We start from the raw sequence: 21,090 nt of genomic DNA on the forward strand, positions 1-21,090 counted from the left end.
ACTCACTCCTCGGGGGTGGCCGGGCGCCGGACAGCGGGCTCGGACGAGCCGGTGCGGCGCAGGGCGCGGTCGTAGACGGACATCAGCTGTTCGGCACTGCGGGAGATGTCGTAGTGGCGGGCGGCGGGTGGTGCCGGCAGCCGGGGCGGGCCGTCGCCGGCCGCCAACCGCCCCTGTGCCGCGACCAGTTCGGCGACGAGACCGTCGACGGACCCGGTGATCCGGCGGGCGCCGGGCGCCGCGTCGGGGGGCAGGTCCGTCAGGGCGGGGCAGGTGACGTACAGGACGGGCAGCCCGGCGGCCAGGCCCTCGATCACGGCGAGCCCGAAGGCCTCGTCGGCGGAGGTGGAGACGAAGAGGTCCATGGCGGCGAGGAGTGACGGCAGGTCAGGTCCGGTGCCGTCGGGGGGTTTCGGCGGCGGGTCCTCGCACGCGCCGTGCAGCAGGACGCGGTCGCCGGCGCCCAACTCGGCGGCCAGATCGAGAAGTCGGTCGCGCTCGGGGCCCTCGCCGACGAGCAGCAGGCGGGCGCCGGGCAGTGCGGCGACGGCTCTGACGAGAGTGTCGAAGCGCTTGCCCTCGCTGAGCCTGCCGATACCGCCGACCACGAACGCGTCGGCGGGCAGGCCGAGTTCGGCCCGTGCCTTGTGCCGGGCCGTCTCGTCGTAGGAGAAGCGCGGCACGTCGATGCCGTTGGGCACGACATGGATACGGTCGCGGCGTACGCCCCAGCGGCGCAGCCGGTTCGCGACGGTCGTCGAGACGGCGACGGTCTCCGTGCCGAGGCGTTCGCTGCCGAGGTAGAGGACCCGGGCACCGACGGTCAGCGAGCGGCCCTCGATCTGGGTGGCGCCCAGCGAGTGCTCGGTGGCGACGACGGTGCGTACGCCCGCGAGGCGCGCGGCGAGGCGTCCGTACACACAGGCGCGGTAGAGGTGCGTGTGGACCAGGTCGTACCGGCCGTCCTTGATCAGTCCTGTCAGCCGGGGCAGCGCGCCGATGTCGCGGTTGCCCCTTATATCGAGGTCCGTGACGGGGAAGCCGTCGGCGACGATGCCGCGTGCGACGGCGCCGGGGTTGGTGAGCGTGACGACGGCGCTCTGCGTGGGCAACCGGTTGAGCAGCAGGCGCAGTTGCTGTTCGGCACCACCGATACCGAGACCGGTGATGACGTGCAGTACCTTCATGCGCCGCCGCCCTTGGGTACGGTCGCGGTCCCCCGCCGCTCGACAGCCGCGGCGGCGGGCGGGTAGGGGCCGTACGGGACCGGCTCGCGCCGCCGGCCGTGCAGTGCGCGCTTCAGGAACAGCCGGAGCCCGGTGTCCTCCTGGCCGATGTGCAGGCGCGGCAGGGCGAACAGGCCGGTGAGCGGGCCGGGGTCGATGCCGACGGCGTACCGGTAGCCGGCGTCCCGTACGGCGGACATGGCGCGCTCGTCGACCGTGCCGTACGGGTAGCAGAACCCGGTCACCTCGGCGCCCGTGATCGCGCTCAGCGCCTCCCGGCTGCCGAGCGTCTCCTCGGCCAGCAGCGCGTCGTCGGCCTTGGTGAGATCGGTGTGGCGCAGTCCGTGCGAGCCGATCTCCATGCCCGCCGCCGCCGCCTCGCGGATGCCGTCCTCCGTGAGGAGGGGTTTGCGCGGGCCGAGGCGGTCCCATTCGTTGGTGCCGCCGAGACGGCCGGGGAGCGTGTAGACGGTGGCGGTGAACTGATACCGGTGCAGCAGAGGTACGGCGTCGGTCAGGAAGTCGGCGTAGCCGTCGTCGAACGTGAGGCCGACGAGTCCGGCGTGGCTGCCCCGCGCGCGGGCGAGCAGCAGGCGTTCCATGCTCACGCCGGTGAGCCTGCGGCGGCGCAGCCAGCGCAGCTGCCGGTCGAGCCGGTCGGGTGAGACGGTCACTTGGTAGGGGTCGTCGGTCGGGTCGTTGATCGAGTGGTACATGGCTGCCCACAAGGGGCCTTCGGGCACCGTGTCAGCGGACATCGATGAACTTTCGTGTGACGGAGTGGATGACGGAGTCGATCTCGGGTGCCTGGACGGCGCGGGCGATGACGAGGAACACGGCGGCGACCACCACGCAGGCGACGGCCGCGGCCGGCACCGGCGAGGGGATGAGGGCGCCGCAGAGCCATCCGGCGCCGGTCGCGGAAGCGGCGGCGGCGCTGAGTTTGACGAGCCCTCCGGTCATGTGGCGGACTCGTACCGGAACGCTGTGCCGGGCGACGCCGTGCAGCAGCAGTACGGCGGTGAGGGTGATGCCCAGCGCGTTGCCCGCCGCGATTCCGAGGACTCCCCAGACGCCGACGAGCAGTGCGCCGCCCGCGGTGGTGAGGAGAAGGCCGAGGAACATGGCGAGAGCCGGGAACCACAGGGGACGCGCGGCGGAGAAGTAGCAGCGGACGAGGGCCCCGACGAGGGTGTGGCCGAGCAGCCCCAGTGCGTACACACGCATCACGGTGGCGGTGGCCGCCGTGTCCGCACGGTCGAAGGCGCCGCGCTGGAAGAGGATTTCGATGATCTGCGGCGCGCAGGCGACGACGGTCGCGGCGCCCACCAGCACGATGACACCGGCCAGTGCGAGGTCCCGCTCGACGCGGCGCCTGGCCCGGTCGGTCTCCCCGGCCGCCATGGCGCGGGCGACCACCGGGAAGGTGACCGTGCAGAGCATCAGGGACAGGACCATCGGCATCTGCGCGACCTTCTGCGCGTAGTTGAGATGCGAGATGGCACCGGCGGGCAGGGGCGCGGCGAGGAAGCGTTCGATGAGGACCTGGGACTGGCGGGTCAGGGCGAAGACGATGACGGGGGCGAGCAGTCCGAGGGCGACGAGCGGGCGGGCGCCGCCGGGCTGTTCGCCTGCGGGTCGCTCGTCGGCGTGCTGTTCGCCTGCGGGTTCGGGTGGCTGCTTCGGTGTGTGCTCCCGCGGCTGCTCCGCCGTCGCACGTCGCTCGCGCAGTCGCCGCCAGACGACCGGGGCCTGGACGAGGACCATCAGGACCCCTCCGACGGCGACCCCGGCCGCCGCCGCCCGCACCCCGAGCCGGTCGCTGAGGACAACGATCGTGACGATGATGCCGATGTTGTAGGCGACGTAGATCATCGCGGGCGGTACGAAGCTGCCGTGCGCCCGCAACGCCGCGCTGCAGTATCCGGCGATCCCGAAGCTGAAGGCGCAGGTCGCCGTCAACCGGGTGCAGTCGACGGCCAGTTGGGTGTCCGGCAGGCCGGGCGCCAGCACGGCGACGACCCACGGGGCCGCGAGCATCAGCAGGACGGCGCCCGCGCTGAGAGCGAGGAGCAGACCCGGCAGGGTCGTACGCAGCAGGGCGTGCACGGGGTCGCGGTCGAGGAGTGGCCGGTCGGTGGCCCGGCGCGCGAGCGCGAGGCTGAAGGCGGGCACCAGGATCAGCGCCATCGCGTCCTCGATGAGCAGCGTCGAGGCGACTTCGGGCACGGTCCAGGCGACGAGGAACGCGTCGGTGTCGGGACCCGCGCCGTAGAGGTGGGCGATGGTCTGGTCGCGTACGAGACCGAGCAGCGCGCCGGCGGCGGTGAGGACGGCGGTCAGCAGGGCGGCGCGGGCGAGGAAGCGGTTGGAGAGGTGGCCGCCGCGGCTGCCCGAATCGGCCGTGTCCTGTTCGGCGCTCTCCTGACCGGCGTTCTCGGCCGGTGCGGTCGTGGGGTGCGCGGGCGGGGGCGGCGGCCGTCGGCCGGGGACCGCGGGCCCGGCGGTCTCCGTGGTCTTCGTGCTCCTCACGGTCTCCGGCGTCTCAATGGTCTCCGTGGTCTCGGTGATCTCGGTGATCTCGGTGATCTCCGTGGTCTTCGCCGCCGGGGACTGTGTCGCGTCGGTCAGATCCGTCACGCCGCACCCTGTCCCCGGTCGGCCCGCCGGTCGAGCGCCCACCACGTGGCCAGACCGAGCACGACGGCGGTGAGCACCGTGGAGGGCCCGCCGATGTCCGCGTAACCGAAGTCCACCAGTTGCCAGATCAGCAGCCCGACCGCGACGAGCGCGCAGTCGGTGCCCGTACCGCCGCGGCGTGAGCCGGGCAGTCGCCGCAGGGCCAGCACGAGCAGCGCCGCCCAGCTCCCGGCGAGGGCCAGCAGCCCGACGACTCCCTGCTCACTGAGGACCAGCAGATACATGTTGTGCGGGGAGAGCAGCGGCTGGCGCCGGAATTCCATCCCCGCGCCCGCCGTGTCGCTGCCCGACGACAGCGCGATCGAGGAGTGGCTGTCGCGGTAGGCGGGGAAGCCCTTCAGCCCGACGCCGGTGACCGGGTCGGTGCGCCACATCCCGCCCGCCGCCGCCCACATCGTGTACCGGTCGGTGACCGAGCGGTCGGGTGCCTCGGTGACCTCGGTGATGCTGCCGAGCCGTTCGGAGATCATCTGCGAGCCGATGCCGAGTCCGCCGACGAGTACGGTGCCGAGGGCCGCGGTCACGAGCGCGACGCGGGCGGCGCGGCGCGGCCCGGAGAGTACGAGTTGCAGCGTGACGGCCACGACCGTCGCGATCCACGCGCCCCGGCTGAAGGAGACCACGAGCGGCGGGAGCAGCAGTGCGGCGCAGCCGAGCGCGGCGGCGCGCTGTCCGCGCGGCACCTCACGGGCACCCCCCGGACCGCTCTCCGCTCCCGCGCCCAGGGCGAGTCCGACCGCGGCGACCAGGCCGTACGAGACGACGGTGGCCATGCCCATGACGTCGGTGGGACCGAACGTACCGACCGCGCGGATGTCCTCGCCCATGTACGAGGCACCGGTGCCGGTCAGGTACTGGACGACACCGATGAGTCCCTGCACCAGCGCCAGGACCACCATCGCCCAGGCGACGAGCCGGAAGTCCCGGCGGTCTCTGATCAGCAGGAGCAGGGCGCCGGGCACCAGCACGAAGATCTGGAGGTAGCGGGCCACACCGGGCAGGCTGGACGCCGGGTCGTAGGACGTGATCGCGGCGACGCAGACGCCGAAGACGGGAAGTCCCAGTACCAGCGCGGCCCTTCGGGTCAGCGGCCGGGCGCGTTCGCGCACCACCCGCACCAGGCAGAAGAGGACGAGCAGCGCGGACGCCGCGTCGGCCACCGTCCCGGAACCGGACGACCCGCCGTCGGCCGGGCCCGCCACCGGGACGGCGAGGAGGGCCACGACGGCGAGGACCGGCAGCAGAGGGGCGACCCGGCGCGCTGTGTCGCGCCGGCCCCGCCGGTACAGGTCGCGTTCGGAGGCGGAGGAGAGGGAAGGGGGGCGCAGTGGGTTCGATTCCGTACGGGGAGCCAGGAGCGGCGCGCCTCGGGCGTGGGCCACGTCAGCTCCCCGCCGGACGGACGAGCGAGAGTGCGGTTCGGATGATGATGCACACGTCCTGCCACAACGACCAATGGTCGATGTAGTGGTTGTCGAATCGGGAGCGGTCCTCGATGGAGGTGTCCCCGCGCAGCCCGTTGACCTGCGCGAGACCGGTGATGCCGACGGGCATCCGGTGGCGTGCCGCGTAGCCGGGGTGGGTCTTGCTGAAGTTGGCGACGAAGAAGGGGCGTTCGGGGCGGGGTCCGACGAGGCTCATGTCACCGCGCAGGACGTTCCAGATCTGCGGGAGTTCGTCCATCGACGTACGGCGCAGGATGTGCCCGACCGTGCTCATCCGCCGGTCGTTGGCGACGGACCAGCGGGTGGCCGCCTCCGTGTCGTCGGCCGGGCGCAGGGTGCGGAACTTCAGCACGGTGAAGGGGCGGCCGTTCTGCCCGACGCGTTCCTGGCGGAACAGCACACCGGGCCCGTCGAGGAACCGTACGGCGAGCGCGCAGGCCAGCAGCACCGGCGAGACGGCGACCAGCGCGAGTGCCGCCACGGCGATGTCGAGCAGGCGCTTGGCGAGGGCGCCGCGGGGTGCGGTGGGCGGGTCGACGCGGTGGCAGGTGTAGCCCCAGACGTGCTGGGACATGCCGCGGCGGGGGCCGGCGCCGGATCTGACGACCGTGTCCCAGGGGCCGGCGCCGATGAACCAGGTGGCGCAGCCGTACTCGTGGAAGAGGGATACGAGCGCGGCGCGGCCCTCCTCGCCTCCGGCACCGGCCGGGCCGTCGACGAACACGGCCTGCCGGACGCCGTTCTGGATGACGGCGCGGTGGATCTCCTCGGCGGTGGTCAGCACGGGGAGTCCTGGGGCGGGGGTGTCGGCGTCGGCGGGGTGGTCCTCGCCGACGGCGCCGACGCCGACACCGCGCGGGTCACCGTCCGGGGCGCCGGCGCCGTCCCCCTCCACGGGGGCGACGATGCCGACGGGCCGCAGGCCGTACTCGGGATGCCGGGCGAACAGCGCGGCGAACCGACGGCCGGCCGGCCCCGTGCCCACGACCAGCGCGGAGGTCAGCCGCTTGCCCGCCGTGCGCCGCCGGTATCCGTGGACGACGGCCCGGCCGCAGCACGCGATGAGCAGTTGCGTCGCGCTGCCGGCCAGCAGTGTGGTGAGGCTCAGGGCGTGCGTGGGGTGCAGCGCGGCGAGCAGTGCGGCGGAGGCGCACCAGGCGATGAGGGTGCGCGTGGCCAGTGCGGGGAATTCGTCCAGGGCGGTGCGTGGGCCCGACGGACGGTAGAGACCGGCGAACGTGTTGAGAATGGCGACGCAGACCAGGAGTTGGACGATCAGCACCGCGTGGCGCTGTCCGGAGTCGAGTAACGCGGTGCCGAGCAGGGCGGACGCCCAGTCGGAGGCGAGGAGCGGCAGCCCGAAGCGCAGGGGGGCGGCCGTACGGCGGCGGGGTGGCAGCGCGAGGCGGTCGTTCCCGTCCTGACGGGAGGTGATCGAGGCGGACCCGAGCGGTGGCCGGCCCTCGGCCGTGACGGTCGTGGGCCCGGGGCCGCCTGGGCCGGCGGCTCCGCGCGCCGCCGAGCCGCGTCCGGAGGGTGGGGGGACGCTGGTGCTTTCCGTATTCACCGGGGAATCGGCTCCCTGCGCTCGGAGCGCGGCACGGCTGCCACGTCGCGGTAGACGTCCGCGATGGCGCTCGTGGTCCGCCGCACGTCGTAGGTGCCCCGTACGTGCTCGTGGCCCTCGCGGCCGAAGGTGTCGCGCAGCGACCGGTCGCGCAGCAGCGCGGTGATCGCCTTCGCCGTGGCGGCGTGGTCCTCGGGCGCGGTCAGGCAGTGTGCCCGCTGGTGCGGCAGCAGGCTTTCGCGCGCCCCGTCGACATCGCTGAGCAGCACGGTCCGCCCGCTGGCCATCGCTTCGAGCGGCGCCACCGCCATGCCCTCCCAGCGGGACGGCAGGACGACGAGGTCGGCGGCCCGGTACCAGGGCGCGGTGTCCGTCACGGCTCCGGCGAAGAGCACGGAGGGCGGGGCGCCCTCGCGCAGCCGCTCGGAGTCGGGTCCGTCGCCGACGAGTACGAGACGGGCCTCGGGCAGGTCCCGGAGGACGAGGGGCCAGGCGCGGAGCAGCACGTCCTGCCCCTTCTGCCTGCAGAGGCGGCCCACGCACGCCACGAGGGGTGTGTCCGGGGGGAGTTCGGCGAGCAGGGGGAGCGCGGCGCGGTCGGCGGCGGTCGAGGAGAGGGCGCCGGTGGTGTCCGCCGGGCGGAAGCGGTCGGCGTCGACGCCGTTGTGGACGACCGACCAGAGGGCTCGTACTCCGGCGCGTTCGCCCCGGCCGCGCTCGGCCTCGCTGACGCAGACGACGCGCGCGGTCCAGCGGGCGGCCAGCCGCTCCCAGCCCCGGGCGAGGGCCGCCGTCGTACCGCTGACCGCCTCGAACGACCAGGCGTGCGGCTGGAACACGGTCGGGATCCGTCCCCGTACGGCCAGGCGTCCGGCGAATCCGGCCTTCGCGCTGTGCGCGTGCACCACGTCGGGGCGGATCCGTCCGACCAGTTCGGTGACACGGCGGATCTCGGCGGGCAGTCCGAAGCCGGGGTCGCGGGTCGCGCGCCACACTTCCGTCTCGGCGCCGAGAGCGGCCACGTCCGCCGAGAGCGGGCCCCGGTCGGGACAGGCGACGACGACCCGCATTCCGGCGGTGACTTGGGCGTGGACGAGATCGGCGACGACGCGGCCCACTCCGCCGTCGACCGGCTGGACGAGATGGAGAACGGTGAAGCCGGAACTTGGACTGTTGCTTGGTTGCGGCACGCGCAAGTCACTCCATTCGTGGTCTCTGGTGTCGTGGATCGGACAATCGGGAAAACGCGTAAGCGCTGCTGATGCGCCGAGGAATGAGCCGGCTCAGTGCCGCGCGTCCACCGCTACGTAGAGCGCGCCGAGCCAGATCGAGTCGCGCCCGGTCCGGAAACTGACGTTCATAGTGTCGCCTCCCGGGACGAGTGCTTCACGCAGGTCGAAGAGATCGGAGTCATATCCGAGACTGTTCTTGTAAGCAGGTTGTCTTTTAATGTGATTGACACCCGCATCCGCAATGCTGGAATTCATCACGTTGTCGGCCCGGTTGGCGGAGTCACCGACCGAACGTGCTTTCCCGCGCCCCGTCCCGACCGTCAGCGAATCACCGGCGGCCCCGGAGTCCCCGTCGTACGCGACGACGCCCAGGGCGCCCGAGCCGCCGGCCGGCGTACGCAACTTCCCGAGCCCCACGCGCAGTTCCCGCTTCTTGGCGTCGAGCGCCTCGAAGCCGTCCCAGACCGCCAGATGACGCAGCGGGTCCTCGGCCCTCTCGTACGCGACGACCAACGTCCAGCCGCCCCACGCCCCCGCCGCCGTCCTGCCCATCGCGACATTGATCTGCGCCACCGTGTACAGACCCGAACCGGCGGAGCGCACCAGGGGTGTGATGTCCGCCGACGCCTGGTAGGCATCGGCGCCACCGGCCGTACGGTGGCCGATCAGGGTGTCGGACAGGACTTCCTTGTACGAGCCGCCGGGCTCGGCGATCAGTACGCGGCCGTTGTCCTCTCGCGGCTTCTGCTCACCGACGCGGAGGTTCCCGCCCCAGTAGAGACGGGCGTAGCTGACCATGGCTCCGGCCGGTACGCGCAGTTCGCCCCGGGTCGAGTTGTAGGTGTTCGGGTCCTCGTCGAGGTCCGTGTAGAACATGTCGAACCGGTCGTTGGAAGCCGTGGCGCCGTCCCGCGCGGCGACGCAGTCCGCGGCTTCGGCCGGGGTGACGACCGTGAACTCACCTGTGGTCCGGCAGGTGATGGCCGAGTTGGCCGCCCGGACGATCCCGCCGTGCTGGACGGCGCGGTAGCGCTCGCCGAACGGAATTCGGGTCGCCTCCTTCGCCGCCCGGACCTCGGAATCCGGCGCGGCCGAAGCCGTCGAAACGGAGGGCGGAGACATCGCGGTGAAGCTCACGGCAGCCGTCGCCATGACGGCGAACAACAGACCGCGCCTTACACCATGAACCACGGAATCACGCATTGAGACTCTCCGACCCCAGGTATGAATCGACAGTGCACCCTTACAGACGCGGACTGAAAATCACGTGAGCCGCGCGGACCGTATCAAGGCACAGTCGCTTTCCCGGAATCGCTCCGCCCGCAAACCTTCCCGCGCTCCCATTAGCACTCTTCGGGCGATCCCGCGTTTCCCGAACGGCCGACGGTCGTTGAGCCTGTCGCACCATTGGTAAATCGAAAGGATATAGTGATGAAGCGAGTCGCTAAGTCCGTCGTCATGGCGACGTCCAGCGCAGCCTTCCTCCTCGCCGGAGCCGGAATGGCGTCCGCCAGCGGCGCCTCCGCCGAGGGAGTCGCGGCCAACTCCCCGGGCGTTCTGTCCGGCAATCTGGTCCAGATCCCGGTCCACGTGCCGGTCAACGTCTGCGGCAACACCATCAACGTCATCGGCCTGCTCAACCCGGCCTTCGGCAACACCTGCGTCAACGCCTGACCTTCGACGGAGCCCGAGCTCCGTCGGCCCACGGCCGGCGCACCGGGTCCGGCGGCACCGCCGCCGGACCCGGCACCTCTTCTTCACTCATTCGGACCGCAACCGATCAGCACGCCCCGCGTTGATCGGTAAGTCGGGCAACTGCGCCCGTACCGCCTTTCCCCTTAAGACCGAGGAGCTCATCCCCATGTCGCGTATCGCCAAGGCTGTTGTTCTGTCCACCGCGGCCGCCGCCGCCGTCGTCGGCGCCTCCGGTGCCGCCATCGCCGACAGCGGTGCCCAGGGCGCGGCTGTCGGTTCCCCGGGTGTCCTCTCCGGCAACGTCGTCCAGGTCCCCGTGCACATCCCCGTGAACGTCTGCGGCAACACCATCAACGTCGTCGGCCTGCTCAACCCGGCCTTCGGCAACACCTGCGTCAACGCCTGACCTTCGACCACAGCCCCGACTGCCGTCACCCACGGCGAGAGCCGCCCACCCCATCCAGGGGTGGGCGGCTCTTCCGCTGTCCGAGAGCACGTCCGGCCACCCTTTCGGCTGCGACACGCGCCTCGGACGGGTGGCAAATTTCCGCGGCCCGGTGCAGGTCAGCGGAGGCGAGGCGGCCGTTTGGCGGACATCGCACGACGGTCCGGATCAGTTGCGGGTCACCTTCCCGCGACTCACGGTGAAGACGAAACCCCCCACCGTGTCCTGAAAGGACTTTTCATGCGTTCCCATGTTTCCTCACGCGCCGCAGCCGCCGCCGTCTGCGCCGCACTCGTTCTCGGCACCGCCGGCACCGCCGTCGCCGCCACCAGCGCCACCGAGACGCCGGCCGGCGTCGGCGCCGAGGCGTTCAGTGCCCCGATCGCCGACGCCGCCGCCATCAAGCAGCAGGCCGAGGCCCTGAGTTCGCTGTCCGGTGCCATCACGCCGGTCACCGACCTGCTCGCCGACGTGCTCGCCGCGGACAACGGCCAGCTCGCCGCGGCCGACATCCAGAGGCACCAGGCGGCCATCAAGAAGGGGCTGGACGCGGTCAGGAACGCCGCCCCGGCCGCCCCCGCCAAGCCCGCCGACAACGACGGCAACGCGGACGCGATGAACCCCGTGAACGCCGTGGGCGCCGACGGCAAGGCCCCGGCCCGTGCCGACATGACGGCTCAGGCCGCCGACTCCGTACAGAAGTCGACGGACGCGCTGCTCAAGGCGGCGGCCACCAAGGACGCCAAGGCCGTCGCGACCCAGTCGCAGGCCGTCGTGACCTCGCTGGTCAACCTCACCACCGCGCTCGTCATGAACGGCGGCATGCCGGCCCCGAACCTGCCGGGCCTGCCCGAGCTGCCCAAGCTGCCGGGCGCCGAGGCTCCCGCGCCGGCTCCGGAGTTTCCGGGCGTGCCGACGACGCCGCAGAACCAGTAACACCGCGTACGCCACAGCGGCCGTGCCGTCCCGTCACCCGGGGCCGCACGGCCGTTCGTCGTGTCCGGGACGGCCGGAGATCGTTACTGAGGTCGAGGCCAGGACACGAGAGAACAACCGTTGAAAGAAGGATTCACGATGAAGCCCATCAAGGTCGCCGCGGTCATCGCCGGTTCCGTACTGACGCTGGGTGCCGCTGCCCCGGCGTTCGCCGCCCAGAACCTGCCGATGAGCCTGAACGGCGGACTGGGCGGGGCCCTCGAAATGGTGACCAACCAGGAGACGCTGGACGTCCAGCCGGTGCGGACGAACGCGCTGGACCCGAAGAACGACGGCTCCCTCGTCAACACCGTGGGCGATGTGGCGAACGGTCTGAGTGGCGAAAAGGGCGGCGACAAGGGCGGCAAGGGCACCGACGGGGGCAAGGGCGGCAAGGGCGGCAAGGCGGACAAGGGCAAGGGCAAGGGCGCCAAGAGCAAGGGCAAGGGCGGCGCGATGCTCGGCGGGATCCCGCTCGGCCGGTAGTCGGCAGGCACCCCGTAACTCCCGCACCACCGGCGGCCGTCCGGTGTCCCCGCTCTCCCGCGGGGGACACCGGACGGCCGCTCTCAGCTGGTCCAGAAGTCCCACCAGCGGGTCAGGACAAGCATCCCGATCGTCCCGATCCACAGCACGGGCAGCACCCAGTGGAACTCACCCAGCGCGGTGCGCAGCCCCGCGGGCGCGGGAAGGATCCGGTGCGTGACGTTGTGCGTGGTGACGTAGGAGAACATCACGATCGTCGCCACCCACGCCAGCGAGCACCACAGACAGAGCGAGCCGATGCTGTAGAGCGACTGGTACTGGAGCCAGGTGCAGAAGGCGACGCCGAACAGCATCCCGGCGTTGAGTCCGAGCCAGAACCAGCGCCGGTACCGCGCCCCCGCCAGCAGCCCCGCGCCCACGCACCCGACGATCCCGTACGCCACCAGCCCCAGCATCGGATTCGGGAAACCGAACACCGACGCCTGCTCGCTCGTCATGATGTTCCCGCACGAGACCACCGGGTTCAGACTGCACCCCGGCGTGAACCCCGGGTCCTCCAGCAGCTTGAACTTGTCGATCGTGATCACCCACGACGCCAGCACACCCGCCGCACCCGTCACCACCAGCAACCACGCCAGCACCCGCCCCGCCCCGATACGGCGAGGCCCGTCCCGCAGGGTCTCGTCGCTGTCCGCGCCGGACGGCGACGCGTTGTCGATCACTACTGTCGTCATGGTGTGCTCCACCGGTTCGGTCACACATTCGAATGAGCGATTCAGCTTTCCCCTCGACACGCCGGGTGCAGTGACTCCGGGGTCGAGTACGGCGTTGCCAGAGCATGAACTCCGTGCGAGCGCCCAAATGGCAGCGCCTGTCAGCGGTACCCGACTTCCGTGCCGCGGAGGTCTCCCCGTCCTCTTCACCGCCTCCTCCCACGCCCACACCGGTCCCCACTCCCATCTACAGCGCTCTCGTACGGGAGTGGGGCGCGGCGGGACGTACGGTCCCCGCGGCCGGCGGGGTCGGCCGGAAGGGCTGGTGAGCCGTGGGCGCGGGCCGGGGGCCGACGCCCTCGGGGCCGCGCCCGGCCGCGCTCAGCCGCGCAGGCTGCTCACCGGCACCAGGCAGTGCGCGGCGCCGGTGAGTACCGCCTCGTCGCCGACGAAGGCGCGCAGCGCCTCCTCGCTCACCGGCTTGCCGGGAGTGCCCTCGGGCCACGGCCGGGTGGCGATGATGAAGTACACCCCGCCGGTCGCGCGCGCGTCCTGCTCCCACTCCGGCGGGACGGCGCACTGGGCCTTCAGGTACGGCATGGTCAGCACGGCCCGCCCGGCCTGTACGAGGAGGGTGATCGGGACGTTCGGCGACTCCCCCACGTCGACGAGCCCGGCCCCGGTGTGCAGCCCGACCTCGTCGATGACCGCACGCATGGCCTCCGCTCCGGCCTCCGCCCCGTCGCGGCCGTCACCGAGTGAATAGGCCAGCAGGAAAGGCGGGTTGCGCTCGCCGTCGGAGGCTTCGCCGGTCCAGGGAATTACCGTCAGGGTGCCGAGCAGAGGCGCGTATTGCGCGCTTCCCTGCGCGGTGTTGGTAGAGGTCATGCTTCGGCACAGTAGTGGCCCGTCGGCGCCCGGAGTGATTTCACGTCACCCGAGTGGCGGAGTGCTCGTTCCCCAGTGCGAAAGAGGCCCTTCGACACCCCCGTCTGCCCTACGTCCGACACATGCTGATGGCATGTCGGCCGTGGGAAGCTCCAAGTCACGGGAAGGAATGGAAAAAATGACGCCGAATCTCGCCGATCCCACGTTCTGGCAACTACCGCATTCCGAAAGGCTGGAGGGTTTCGCCCGGCTGCGCGCCCTCGGGGCGCCGCAGTACTTCGTGGAACGCCCCGGGAGCCGGCTGCGGCCGGAGCGCGGCTTCCACGCGCTGGTCAGGCACGCCGATGTGGTGGAGGCCAGCCGCAATTCGCGGGTGTTCGGCAGCGCGCCGGGCGTCACGACCCCCGAGCCGGCCCGCTGGGTGCGGGCGCTCTTCGGTGAGTCCCTGGTCAATCTCGACGAGCCGCAGCACACGCAGTTGCGCCGGATCGTCTCCCGGGCCTTCACTCCGCGCATTCTCGCCGCGACGGAGGAAGACGTCCGTTCGGTGGCCACCCGTATCGTGGACGACATGCTCCGGGAACGTCCGGCCGATTTCGTCACGGCGGTCGCCTCGCGCATGCCGTTCGAAATCATCTGCAATCTTATGGGTATCCCCGAGAAGGAACGCCCGTCGATCCTCGCGCAGGTGAATCGGGCATCGGTCGAAACGGGCGTCGCGCGCACCGTACGGCAGCGAATTCGGGTCCCCGGAAAGGGCCTTCGGGCACTCGCTTCGATGCAGGGAATGGTCGCGGAACTCGGACGGCAACGGCGCAAGAACCCGACCGGAGACCTCATCTCCGCGCTGGTGAACGCCGATATCGACGGACAGTCGCTCAACGGCCGGCAGCTCGGCTCGTTCTTCTCGCTGCTCATGGTCGCCGGTGTGGAGACCACACGTAACGCGATCGCGCACGGTCTGTCCCTGCTGACCGACCATCCCGACCAACGCGCCCTGCTGCTCGGTGATTTCGACCGGTACGCGGACGGCGCCGTCGAGGAGATCGTGCGTCACTCGACACCGATCATCCAGTTCAGGCGCAGGCTCACCGAGGACCACCGGTTGAACGGCCACGACCTCCGGCGTGGCCAGCGGGTGGTGCTCTTCTACGCCTCCGCCAACCGCGACGAGTCGGTCTTCACCGACCCGGACCGCTTCGACATCACCCGCAGCCCGAACCCGCACGTGGGCTACGGCGGGGGCGGTCCGCACTACTGCCTGGGCACGTTCCTGGCGAAGCAGGAGATGAAGGCCCTGTTCCGGGAGCTGCTGACGAGGCTGCCCGAGCTGCGCGCCGTGGGCTCGCCGGTGCTGGTGCCGTCGAACTTCGACAACCGGGTCCGCTCGATGCCGTGCGCGTTCGCGGGAGACCGCTGACCGCTGACCGCCCGTTCTCCACCACCTCCCGCGAGGCCGGACGGGGGCGCGTACCGCGCCCGTCCGGGCCCAGGCCCTGTTCGGCGGACAGGATCTAGCTGCCCGCCAGCTCGTCCTCCAGCCAGGTGCGGCCCCGCATGCGCGGGCTGAGCCGCACCGCACCCAGGGGTTCGGCGAGGCGCTCGGCCTCGCGGCGGACCGCCGCCTCCGCGTCCGAGCCGACGTCCTCCAGGAAGCGGCACACGATCTCGCCGCTCCTGTCCTGCGCCCAGCCGCCGACGATCCGGCCGTCCCACCAGAGCGAGGGGCCGATGTTCCCGACGCCGTCGAAGAGGCGCGGTCCGTGGTCGCCGAGGAACCAGCCCCGTTCGTGCCAGCCCATCGGCGTGGAGTCGAGCGCGGGCAGCAGCGCGGCCCACGGCTCCGGCGGCGCCGTCTCCTCCAGGTCGTCGGGCAGGAGCAGACCGGTCGTGCCGCCGCCCAGATCGGCCTCGACCGGCCGCAGTTCCGTCAGCACCCGCTTGACCTGTGTCTTCGTCCACCCCGCCCACCAGCGCAGATCGTCCGCCGCGGCAGGGCCGAAGGTGCGCAGCCACCGTCGGGCCAGTGCCTCCTCCGCGCGGTGGGTGTCCCAGTGCGCGAGGCCGCCGGGGAACCCGTCGGCCAACGGCGCCCAGCGGTACCGGTGCGAGGTCCACGAGCCGCGCGGCCGGCCGCGTACGACCCGGCCCTCGGCGGCGAGCAGGAGCAGCAGCCTGCTCGCGACCTTCTGGGTGCCCTCGTAACTCCTGCCCGCGGAGAGCACCACCTCCGTACCGAGGCGGGGGTCGTCGCCGGCGAGTTCGGCGGCCGTGGACTCGCCGCGCGCGGCGAGCGCGCGCACGGCGATGTCCTCCGTCTCGGCCAGCCACGTCCGTACACCCGCCTCGTCGTCCGCGACCCGCGACGCCGCCAGGAACCCGAGCAGCTTGCGGCGTTCCCGCGCGGCGACCGCGTGCGAGCAGGCGGCCTGCATGACCGGGGCCACGTCGAGAGAGGTGACGAAGACCGTACGGCGCATGCCCAGCAGCCGGATCAGGGAGCGGTCCTCGTACAGGGCCCGTTCCATCTCCCGTACCGAACCGCCGTTCATTCGCGCCCAGGTGGCGACGTACACGGAGGACGGGTCGGTGCTGTGCAGCGCGACCATGTCGCGTGCCACCCCGACCGGATCCTGCGCGCGGGCCGCCACCGCGAGCCGGTGCCGTACGCCGATCCGGGCCCGCCGCTCCGCCACACCGATACGCCGCACGTCCGCCCACTCCTTCGCGCCCCGAGCCGTCCTTCTTCCCTACGGGAAGGGAAGCGTACGGGCGAAGAGGGTCACGAGAATCAGCACCGCCGGGAAACAGGCGAGGAACATGACGAAGGTGTAGCCCATGATGTCGCGCGCCTTCAGGCCGAGAATGGTCAGCGTGGGCAGCATCCGGAACGGCTGGAGGAGATTGGCGCTGGCCTCGCCGAGGTCGTACACGACGACCATCCAGCCCTGGTTCACCTGGAGCTGGTTGGCCGCCTCCAGGACGTAAGGCGCCTCGATCACCCACTTGCTGCCGCCGCTCGGCACGAAGACGCCCAGCACCATGCTGTAGATCGCGATGAGGGCGGGATAGAAGAACTCGTTCGACACCGAGACCAGCCAGCCGGCGATCGTCTTGCTCAGCCCGGTGAAGGCGATCATGCCGAAGATGCCGCCGTAGAGCGGGAACTGGAGCAGGACACCGGAGGCCGCGGGCGTGCCCTCCTTGACCGCCTGGGCGAGCCGGACGGGGCGCCAGTGCAGGATGAGGGCCAGCAGGATCAGCATGAGGTTGACGGTGTTGAGGTCCAGCGCGTTGAGGGGGTCCCCCTCGGCGAGGGCGAAGTGCCGTACGAGGTACCAGGCGCCGAGCGAGAACAGCAGGATCGCGAAGACGGGGCTGTACTCGATCCACTCCCCCGGCCGGTTGCGCCGCGTCTCCGCACGCTTCTCGGCGACGCTCGGCCCCAGGTCGATGCCGAGTTGCTCCGCGCTCTTCGCACGCTCGGGGGACAGCGAGAGGAACCAGGCCATGACCACCGCGATGACGAAGATGATCGCCGTGGCCACCATGCCCTGCCACAGGAAGATCGTGCCGGTGAGCGGGATGAGCCCACTGCCGCGCCCGTCCGCGATGACCTCCTGGACCGCGGGCGGACTCGACGCTTCACTGGCCACCTGGAGCGCGGCGGACCCGGACAGCCCCTGGGCCCATACGGTCCCGAGCCCGAGGAAGGCCATCGCGCCGAGCGCCCGGTAGTCCACGCCCTGGATCCGGCGGGCGATCTCCTTGGCGAGGATCGCCGTGAAGATGAGGCTGAAGGCCCAGTTGAGGTACGAGGTCGCCATGGCGACGGCGGCGGTGAACGCGATGGCGCCGCGCGGGGTACGGGGCACACGCGCGATCCTGGCCATCAGCCGGCTCATCGGCGGGGAGACCGCGACCGCGTACCCGGCGATGATGATCATCGCCATCTGGAGCGTGAAGGTGATGAGCGACCAGAAGCCCTGCCCCCACGCGTCCACCAGCCCGAACCCGGTGGTGTCCGCGGGATCGTCGGGTCGCCCGTACAGGCCCTCCCCGGTCGCGAGTCCGAGCGCGAAGACCGCGAACGTGCCGACGAGGACGAACCCGAGCGCGTCGGGCAGCCACTTCTCGGTGAACGCGGTGAAGCGCAGCGCCATGCGCGCGAGCCAGTTGTCCGTGCCCGGCTTGCCGCTGCTCGACGTCGTGGGCGGTTCCGGCTTCGGTGGGGGCGCCGTGGCCTTGTGGTTTCTCCTGTGAGGGGGACGGCCTGAGCCGCGGATCTGTACAGGAGGCACGGACGCTGGAGCGGGGTGGTTCAGGTGGTGGTGTGTCACCGGGAAGTGAGGGCGAGTGCTGTTTACGGTGGGCTGATGCGACGTGCCCCCTGGTGGGTTCTCCTCTCTTCGGGGGGCGCCCCTCTGCTCCTGGTCGGTGCCTGGACGATCGCGCAGCTGCTGCAGGGCCCCGGTTACGACCCCACGGTCGACACACTCAGCGTGCTGGCGTCCTACGGTGCCCGCGGCTACTGGCTGATGACGGTGATACTGATCGTGCTGGGGACCTGCTACGTGGTCACGGCGCACGGGCTGCGGGAGGCCGCGCCGGCCGGCCGGATCGCCCTGGCCGGCGGCGGGTTGTCCGCGATGGCCCTGACCCTGGTGCCCGTGCCCATCAGTGGTGGGGCGCTGGGGCACGGGGCGGTGGCGGCCGTCGGCTTCGTCCTGCTCGCGGTGTGGCCGGCCCTGGCCGCGAGACGCCGCAGGACGGTGCCGTGGGGGCTGCGGTTCAAGGTGGCGATCGTCGCGAGCGCGCTGATGTGCGTGTGCGCGTTGTGGTTCGTGTTCGAGCTGCGGAACGGGAAGGCACCGGGGGTCGCGGAGCGGGTGGTGACCTTCGTACAGGCCCTGTGGCCGCTGGTGGTGGCCGTCTCCTGCCGTCTGTGGCCCGGCGGGCCGGTGGCGACGGGGCGGTGACGTTGCGGGAAACGACGGCGTCCCGCCCGATCGGGGGGATCGGACGGGACGCCGTGACCAGTCGACGCGCGGATGTGCTGACGTGCCGGCTGGAGCCGTTACGCGGGGTCGATGCGGGAGATGGTGCCGCCGAGACCGAGCACATACAGCTCGCCGTCGCCGTCCTCCACGAACGAGATGACCTCGCCGCCGTTGACTCCGAGGTCGCTCTGGCCGGTGACCTGGCCGTTCTCGATCGTCAGACCGCGCACGGTGCCGTCGCAGTAGTCGCTGTACAGGTACTGCCCCTGGAGGTCCGGGATCGCGTCGCCGCGGTAGACGTAGCCACCGGTCACCGAGCAGCCGAGCCCGTTGCGGTCGTACTCGAAGACCGGCGGCACGTGGTTCGCCGGCTCGGTCCCGCCGCGGAAGGGGTGGGTGCCCTCCATCGAGGCCCAGCCGTAGTTCTCGCCGCCCTCGCTGCCCGCCGGGGCCCAGTCGATCTCCTCCCAGTCGCTCTGGCCGACATCGGCGATCAGCATGTCGCCCGTGCCGGAGTCGAAGGAGAACCGCCACGGGTTGCGCAGCCCGTACGACCAGATCTCGTCCTTGGCGTTCGGGTCGTCCACGAACGGGTTGTCCGCCGGGACGGCGTACGGCTCGGCGCCGCTCGGGTCGATCCGCAGGATCTTGCCGAGCAGGGTGTCGAGCTTCTGCCCGTTGCCGTGCGGGTCGCCGCCCGCGCCACCGTCGCCGAGCGCGATGTAGAGGTATCCGTCGGGGCCGAACTTGATGTCGCCGCCGTTGTGGTTCTCGTACGGCTGCGTCTGCGTGAGGACGGTACGCCGGGAGTCCGGCTGGATCGCGCCCGACTGCACGGCGAACTCGTCGATGGTGCTGGTGCCTTCGAGGTCCGTGTAGGAGATGTAGAAGTGCGCCAGCTCGTTGTCGAACGCGACGCCGAGCAGACCGCGTTCACCGTCGGTGCTCGTCTCGTCGGAGATATCGAGAACGGGCTCACCGAGCCCCTGGTCGTCCAGGACCCGTACGGTGCCGGCGCGTTCGGCTATCCACACGGTGCCGTCCGGACCGGCGGCGCCGGCGACGGGGTTCTGTGCCGTGGCCACTTCGGTGAGCGCGACCTCGGCCGCCGCCTTGGGCGGAGCGGCGGGCTCGTCGGCGTACGCCGTGGCGAACGCGAGTGAAGTGGCAAGGCAGATGGTGCCGATGATCGCCGAGCTTCTGGTGCGAAATTTCACCGTGACTCCTAGAGGCGGCGAGTGGGGGGACCCGGCTGCTTGGGGCGGAGTTGAGTCGGCGGTCGCCCGCGCCAGCACGCAACCTGGGTGGGGGGGTGTGCCACTGGCTACGGGGGAGGATACTGGGACGGGAGCGGCTGGCCTAGACCAATACCTCATCCATCTGCGCCAAACACCGAAAAGCCCCTACCGGATCTCCCCGGTAGGGGCTTCTCACTTGCCGTGGGCCGTTCACGGGTGGGTCTGAGCTGGGACAACGGGGACGTTCCGCGGAGGCTTCCCAGGGCGGAGAAGATCATTTCCCAGCTGGTTGCCAAGTGCATGCAGTGGCCCGCATCTTGCCGTCGTCCCGTGTGGGGACGCGGACGGGCTGCAGACAATCAGCATCGGGTACGCCGTCGAGCGACTGCCAGAGCTCGTACGGGGATGTCTGCCTGGATGTAGTTCGGTCCACCCGCTGCAGTTTGTGCCCCAAGGACCCGGCTCGGCGACTGCTCAGGCCTGGCCTCACGGAGGAGGGCATGCGCGAGGCCAGTTTTCTGCAGATTTCCTGACCATGTGACAGGTTGCTGGCTGGTCGGGCAGTATCTGTGCTTGTGCCGCCTGGCCCGGGGTCCGCATCGCGTGAGGACCTCCTCACGCTGATCTGGCCCACCACGAGACCGAACGTGCGGAGCCGGGCGCAGGAAGCAACTGCACATGTCATTGGCTCTGTGCACACAAGGTTGCGCACAGAGCACGTTGTCCTCTTCGTGAGGTGCAGCGGATCTGGGGGGGCAAATGATGAACCGCGCAGCGGACGAGCTCGAACCGTCTCGGCTCCAGAAGGCCGTCGAGACGATCGCCATCACACCGGAGTCGGCCACCAAGCTAGTGGGCGGTTACCGAGCGACTTTCGAGGCAAAGTTCAAGCGGGAGCCCGAGAGCCTGGAGGACAAGCGCCGGATCGCCGCCAAGATCATTGGCCGGTACTCCAAACTTTCGGCAGCCGCCGGGGCGGTCACCGCAGCCCCGAGCGTGATTCCGGGGGTCGGGACCGCGGTCGCAGTCCTGGGCGGTGGCGTCACTGACATCGCCGCGACACTCAAGCTTCAGATCGACATGTGCATGTGCCTGGTTGAGGTGTACGAGACCGAACTGGGCAGTGAGGACAAGAAGCACCTCGCCTTCGTCCTCGCGTTGGCGGGCTCGGCAGAACAGATGGCGACGAAGGGCGGCAAGGCAGCGGTCCTGAAGATCGCCGAGAAGTTGGTCTACCAGTACCTGAAAGGGCCCGCCTTGATCACGATCAAGCAGTTGTTCAAGCGGGTGTCCATCACCTTCACCCAGAAGGCGATGGCCAAGGCGATACCAGCCGGCGTAGGTGTCGCTTTCAGTAGCTCGACCAACTACGTCCTCACGACAGTAGTGGGCAAGGTCGCCGTCGCCGTCCTGGCCAAAGATGTGAAGTAGCAACAGTGCATCGGATCCGGTTCCGTCGGCTCAACTGGTCAGACCGGAC

General features: G+C 70.8%; 19 protein-coding genes. 7 read left to right on the top strand and 12 right to left on the bottom strand.

The window, feature by feature from the left end:
* Positions 1 to 2: 2 nt before the first annotated feature.
* The 7 genes from SSPS47_RS13090 to SSPS47_RS13120 form a co-directional block, all read right to left on the bottom strand.
* On the bottom strand, positions 3 to 1,187 hold the full coding sequence (locus SSPS47_RS13090) for a glycosyltransferase (RefSeq protein WP_164251227.1): 1,185 nt from the start codon (positions 1,185 to 1,187) through the stop codon (positions 3 to 5).
* A complete protein-coding gene (locus tag SSPS47_RS13095; protein WP_239064880.1) occupies positions 1,184 to 1,984 on the bottom strand; it encodes a polysaccharide deacetylase family protein in 801 nt (266 codons plus the stop codon). Before SSPS47_RS13095 ends, SSPS47_RS13090 begins: the two co-directional genes overlap by 4 nt.
* The gene (locus SSPS47_RS13100) at positions 1,974 to 3,866 is read right to left on the bottom strand and encodes a lipid II flippase MurJ (protein ID WP_239064881.1); all 1,893 of its coding nucleotides are present in this window, start codon (positions 3,864 to 3,866) and stop codon (positions 1,974 to 1,976) included. The genes SSPS47_RS13095 and SSPS47_RS13100 overlap by 11 nt, the downstream gene beginning before the upstream one ends.
* A complete protein-coding gene (locus SSPS47_RS13105) occupies positions 3,863 to 5,215 on the bottom strand; it encodes an O-antigen ligase family protein (RefSeq protein ID WP_239065257.1) in 1,353 nt (450 codons plus the stop codon). The genes SSPS47_RS13100 and SSPS47_RS13105 overlap by 4 nt, the downstream gene beginning before the upstream one ends.
* 94 nt (positions 5,216 to 5,309) lie before the next feature.
* Positions 5,310 to 6,938, bottom strand: a complete 1,629-nt coding sequence (locus tag SSPS47_RS13110; RefSeq protein WP_164251229.1) for a sugar transferase — start codon at positions 6,936 to 6,938, stop codon at positions 5,310 to 5,312.
* Positions 6,935 to 8,134, bottom strand: a complete 1,200-nt coding sequence (locus SSPS47_RS13115) for a glycosyltransferase (protein ID WP_164251231.1) — start codon at positions 8,132 to 8,134, stop codon at positions 6,935 to 6,937. The genes SSPS47_RS13110 and SSPS47_RS13115 overlap by 4 nt, the downstream gene beginning before the upstream one ends.
* Before the next feature lie 87 nt (positions 8,135 to 8,221).
* Positions 8,222 to 9,292, bottom strand: coding sequence for a DUF3344 domain-containing protein (locus SSPS47_RS13120; RefSeq protein WP_343234878.1), 1,071 nt, complete (start codon positions 9,290 to 9,292; stop codon positions 8,222 to 8,224).
* Positions 9,293 to 9,601: 309 nt separating this feature from the next.
* On the opposite strand from SSPS47_RS13120, the gene SSPS47_RS13125 reads away from it, so the two are divergent.
* The 4 genes from SSPS47_RS13125 (at position 9,602) to SSPS47_RS34800 (ending at position 11,771) form a co-directional block, all read left to right on the top strand.
* A complete protein-coding gene (locus SSPS47_RS13125; protein ID WP_147876986.1) occupies positions 9,602 to 9,844 on the top strand; it encodes a chaplin in 243 nt (80 codons plus the stop codon).
* Positions 9,845 to 10,031: 187 nt separating this feature from the next.
* Positions 10,032 to 10,271 (top strand): chaplin, encoded by a 240-nt coding sequence (locus tag SSPS47_RS13130; protein ID WP_164251235.1) that lies wholly within the window; start codon positions 10,032 to 10,034, stop codon positions 10,269 to 10,271.
* Positions 10,272 to 10,550: 279 nt separating this feature from the next.
* Positions 10,551 to 11,246, top strand: coding sequence for a hypothetical protein (locus SSPS47_RS13135; RefSeq protein WP_164251237.1), 696 nt, complete (start codon positions 10,551 to 10,553; stop codon positions 11,244 to 11,246).
* Between the two features lie 138 nt (positions 11,247 to 11,384).
* Positions 11,385 to 11,771, top strand: coding sequence for a hypothetical protein (locus SSPS47_RS34800; protein WP_203557832.1), 387 nt, complete (start codon positions 11,385 to 11,387; stop codon positions 11,769 to 11,771).
* Between the two features lie 83 nt (positions 11,772 to 11,854).
* Here SSPS47_RS34800 and SSPS47_RS13145 read toward each other — a convergent pair whose 3' ends face one another.
* On the bottom strand, positions 11,855 to 12,505 hold the full coding sequence (locus SSPS47_RS13145) for a vitamin K epoxide reductase family protein (RefSeq protein ID WP_164251239.1): 651 nt from the start codon (positions 12,503 to 12,505) through the stop codon (positions 11,855 to 11,857).
* A gap of 360 nt (positions 12,506 to 12,865) precedes the next feature.
* The gene (locus SSPS47_RS13150) at positions 12,866 to 13,372 is read right to left on the bottom strand and encodes a DUF5949 family protein (RefSeq protein WP_187280268.1); all 507 of its coding nucleotides are present in this window, start codon (positions 13,370 to 13,372) and stop codon (positions 12,866 to 12,868) included.
* Positions 13,373 to 13,550: 178 nt separating this feature from the next.
* Here SSPS47_RS13150 and SSPS47_RS13155 point away from each other — a divergent pair, with 178 nt between their 5' ends.
* Positions 13,551 to 14,792, top strand: coding sequence for a cytochrome P450 (locus SSPS47_RS13155; RefSeq protein WP_239064882.1), 1,242 nt, complete (start codon positions 13,551 to 13,553; stop codon positions 14,790 to 14,792).
* 94 nt (positions 14,793 to 14,886) lie between these two features.
* On the opposite strand, the gene SSPS47_RS13160 is transcribed toward SSPS47_RS13155, so the two are convergent.
* The gene (locus SSPS47_RS13160) at positions 14,887 to 16,074 is read right to left on the bottom strand and encodes a winged helix DNA-binding domain-containing protein (protein WP_164254554.1); all 1,188 of its coding nucleotides are present in this window, start codon (positions 16,072 to 16,074) and stop codon (positions 14,887 to 14,889) included.
* A gap of 48 nt (positions 16,075 to 16,122) precedes the next feature.
* Complete coding sequence (locus SSPS47_RS13165; protein ID WP_164251243.1) at positions 16,123 to 17,535, bottom strand: TIGR00366 family protein; 1,413 nt, start codon at positions 17,533 to 17,535, stop codon at positions 16,123 to 16,125.
* A 213-nt stretch (positions 17,536 to 17,748) separates the two neighbouring features.
* On the opposite strand from SSPS47_RS13165, the gene SSPS47_RS13170 reads away from it, so the two are divergent.
* Positions 17,749 to 18,351 (top strand): DUF998 domain-containing protein, encoded by a 603-nt coding sequence (locus tag SSPS47_RS13170; RefSeq protein ID WP_164251245.1) that lies wholly within the window; start codon positions 17,749 to 17,751, stop codon positions 18,349 to 18,351.
* A gap of 98 nt (positions 18,352 to 18,449) precedes the next feature.
* Here SSPS47_RS13170 and SSPS47_RS13175 read toward each other — a convergent pair whose 3' ends face one another.
* Positions 18,450 to 19,589, bottom strand: coding sequence for a PQQ-dependent sugar dehydrogenase (locus SSPS47_RS13175; protein WP_164251247.1), 1,140 nt, complete (start codon positions 19,587 to 19,589; stop codon positions 18,450 to 18,452).
* A 783-nt stretch (positions 19,590 to 20,372) separates the two neighbouring features.
* Here SSPS47_RS13175 and SSPS47_RS13180 point away from each other — a divergent pair.
* Positions 20,373 to 21,041, top strand: coding sequence for a hypothetical protein (locus SSPS47_RS13180; protein WP_164254555.1), 669 nt, complete (start codon positions 20,373 to 20,375; stop codon positions 21,039 to 21,041).
* Positions 21,042 to 21,090 lie beyond the last annotated feature (49 nt).

The sequence above is a fragment of the Streptomyces sp. S4.7 genome, from assembly GCF_010384365.1.
Lineage (GTDB): Bacteria > Actinomycetota > Actinomycetes > Streptomycetales > Streptomycetaceae > Streptomyces.

Coding starts and splice junctions, on each gene's coding strand:
- SSPS47_RS13090 (WP_164251227.1), bottom strand. CDS start 1,187: ATGAAGGTACTGCACGTCATCACCGGTCTCGGTATCGGTGGTGCCGAA.
- SSPS47_RS13095 (WP_239064880.1), bottom strand. CDS start 1,984: ATGTCCGCTGACACGGTGCCCGAAGGCCCCTTGTGGGCAGCCATGTAC.
- SSPS47_RS13120 (WP_343234878.1), bottom strand. CDS start 9,292: ATGTCTCCGCCCTCCGTTTCGACGGCTTCGGCCGCGCCGGATTCCGAG.
- SSPS47_RS13125 (WP_147876986.1), top strand. CDS start 9,602: ATGAAGCGAGTCGCTAAGTCCGTCGTCATGGCGACGTCCAGCGCAGCC.
- SSPS47_RS13130 (WP_164251235.1), top strand. CDS start 10,032: ATGTCGCGTATCGCCAAGGCTGTTGTTCTGTCCACCGCGGCCGCCGCC.
- SSPS47_RS13135 (WP_164251237.1), top strand. CDS start 10,551: ATGCGTTCCCATGTTTCCTCACGCGCCGCAGCCGCCGCCGTCTGCGCC.
- SSPS47_RS34800 (WP_203557832.1), top strand. CDS start 11,385: ATGAAGCCCATCAAGGTCGCCGCGGTCATCGCCGGTTCCGTACTGACG.
- SSPS47_RS13145 (WP_164251239.1), bottom strand. CDS start 12,505: ATGACGACAGTAGTGATCGACAACGCGTCGCCGTCCGGCGCGGACAGC.
- SSPS47_RS13150 (WP_187280268.1), bottom strand. CDS start 13,372: ATGACCTCTACCAACACCGCGCAGGGAAGCGCGCAATACGCGCCTCTG.
- SSPS47_RS13155 (WP_239064882.1), top strand. CDS start 13,551: ATGACGCCGAATCTCGCCGATCCCACGTTCTGGCAACTACCGCATTCC.
- SSPS47_RS13165 (WP_164251243.1), bottom strand. CDS start 17,535: ATGGCGCTGCGCTTCACCGCGTTCACCGAGAAGTGGCTGCCCGACGCG.
- SSPS47_RS13170 (WP_164251245.1), top strand. CDS start 17,749: ATGCGACGTGCCCCCTGGTGGGTTCTCCTCTCTTCGGGGGGCGCCCCT.
- SSPS47_RS13180 (WP_164254555.1), top strand. CDS start 20,373: ATGAACCGCGCAGCGGACGAGCTCGAACCGTCTCGGCTCCAGAAGGCC.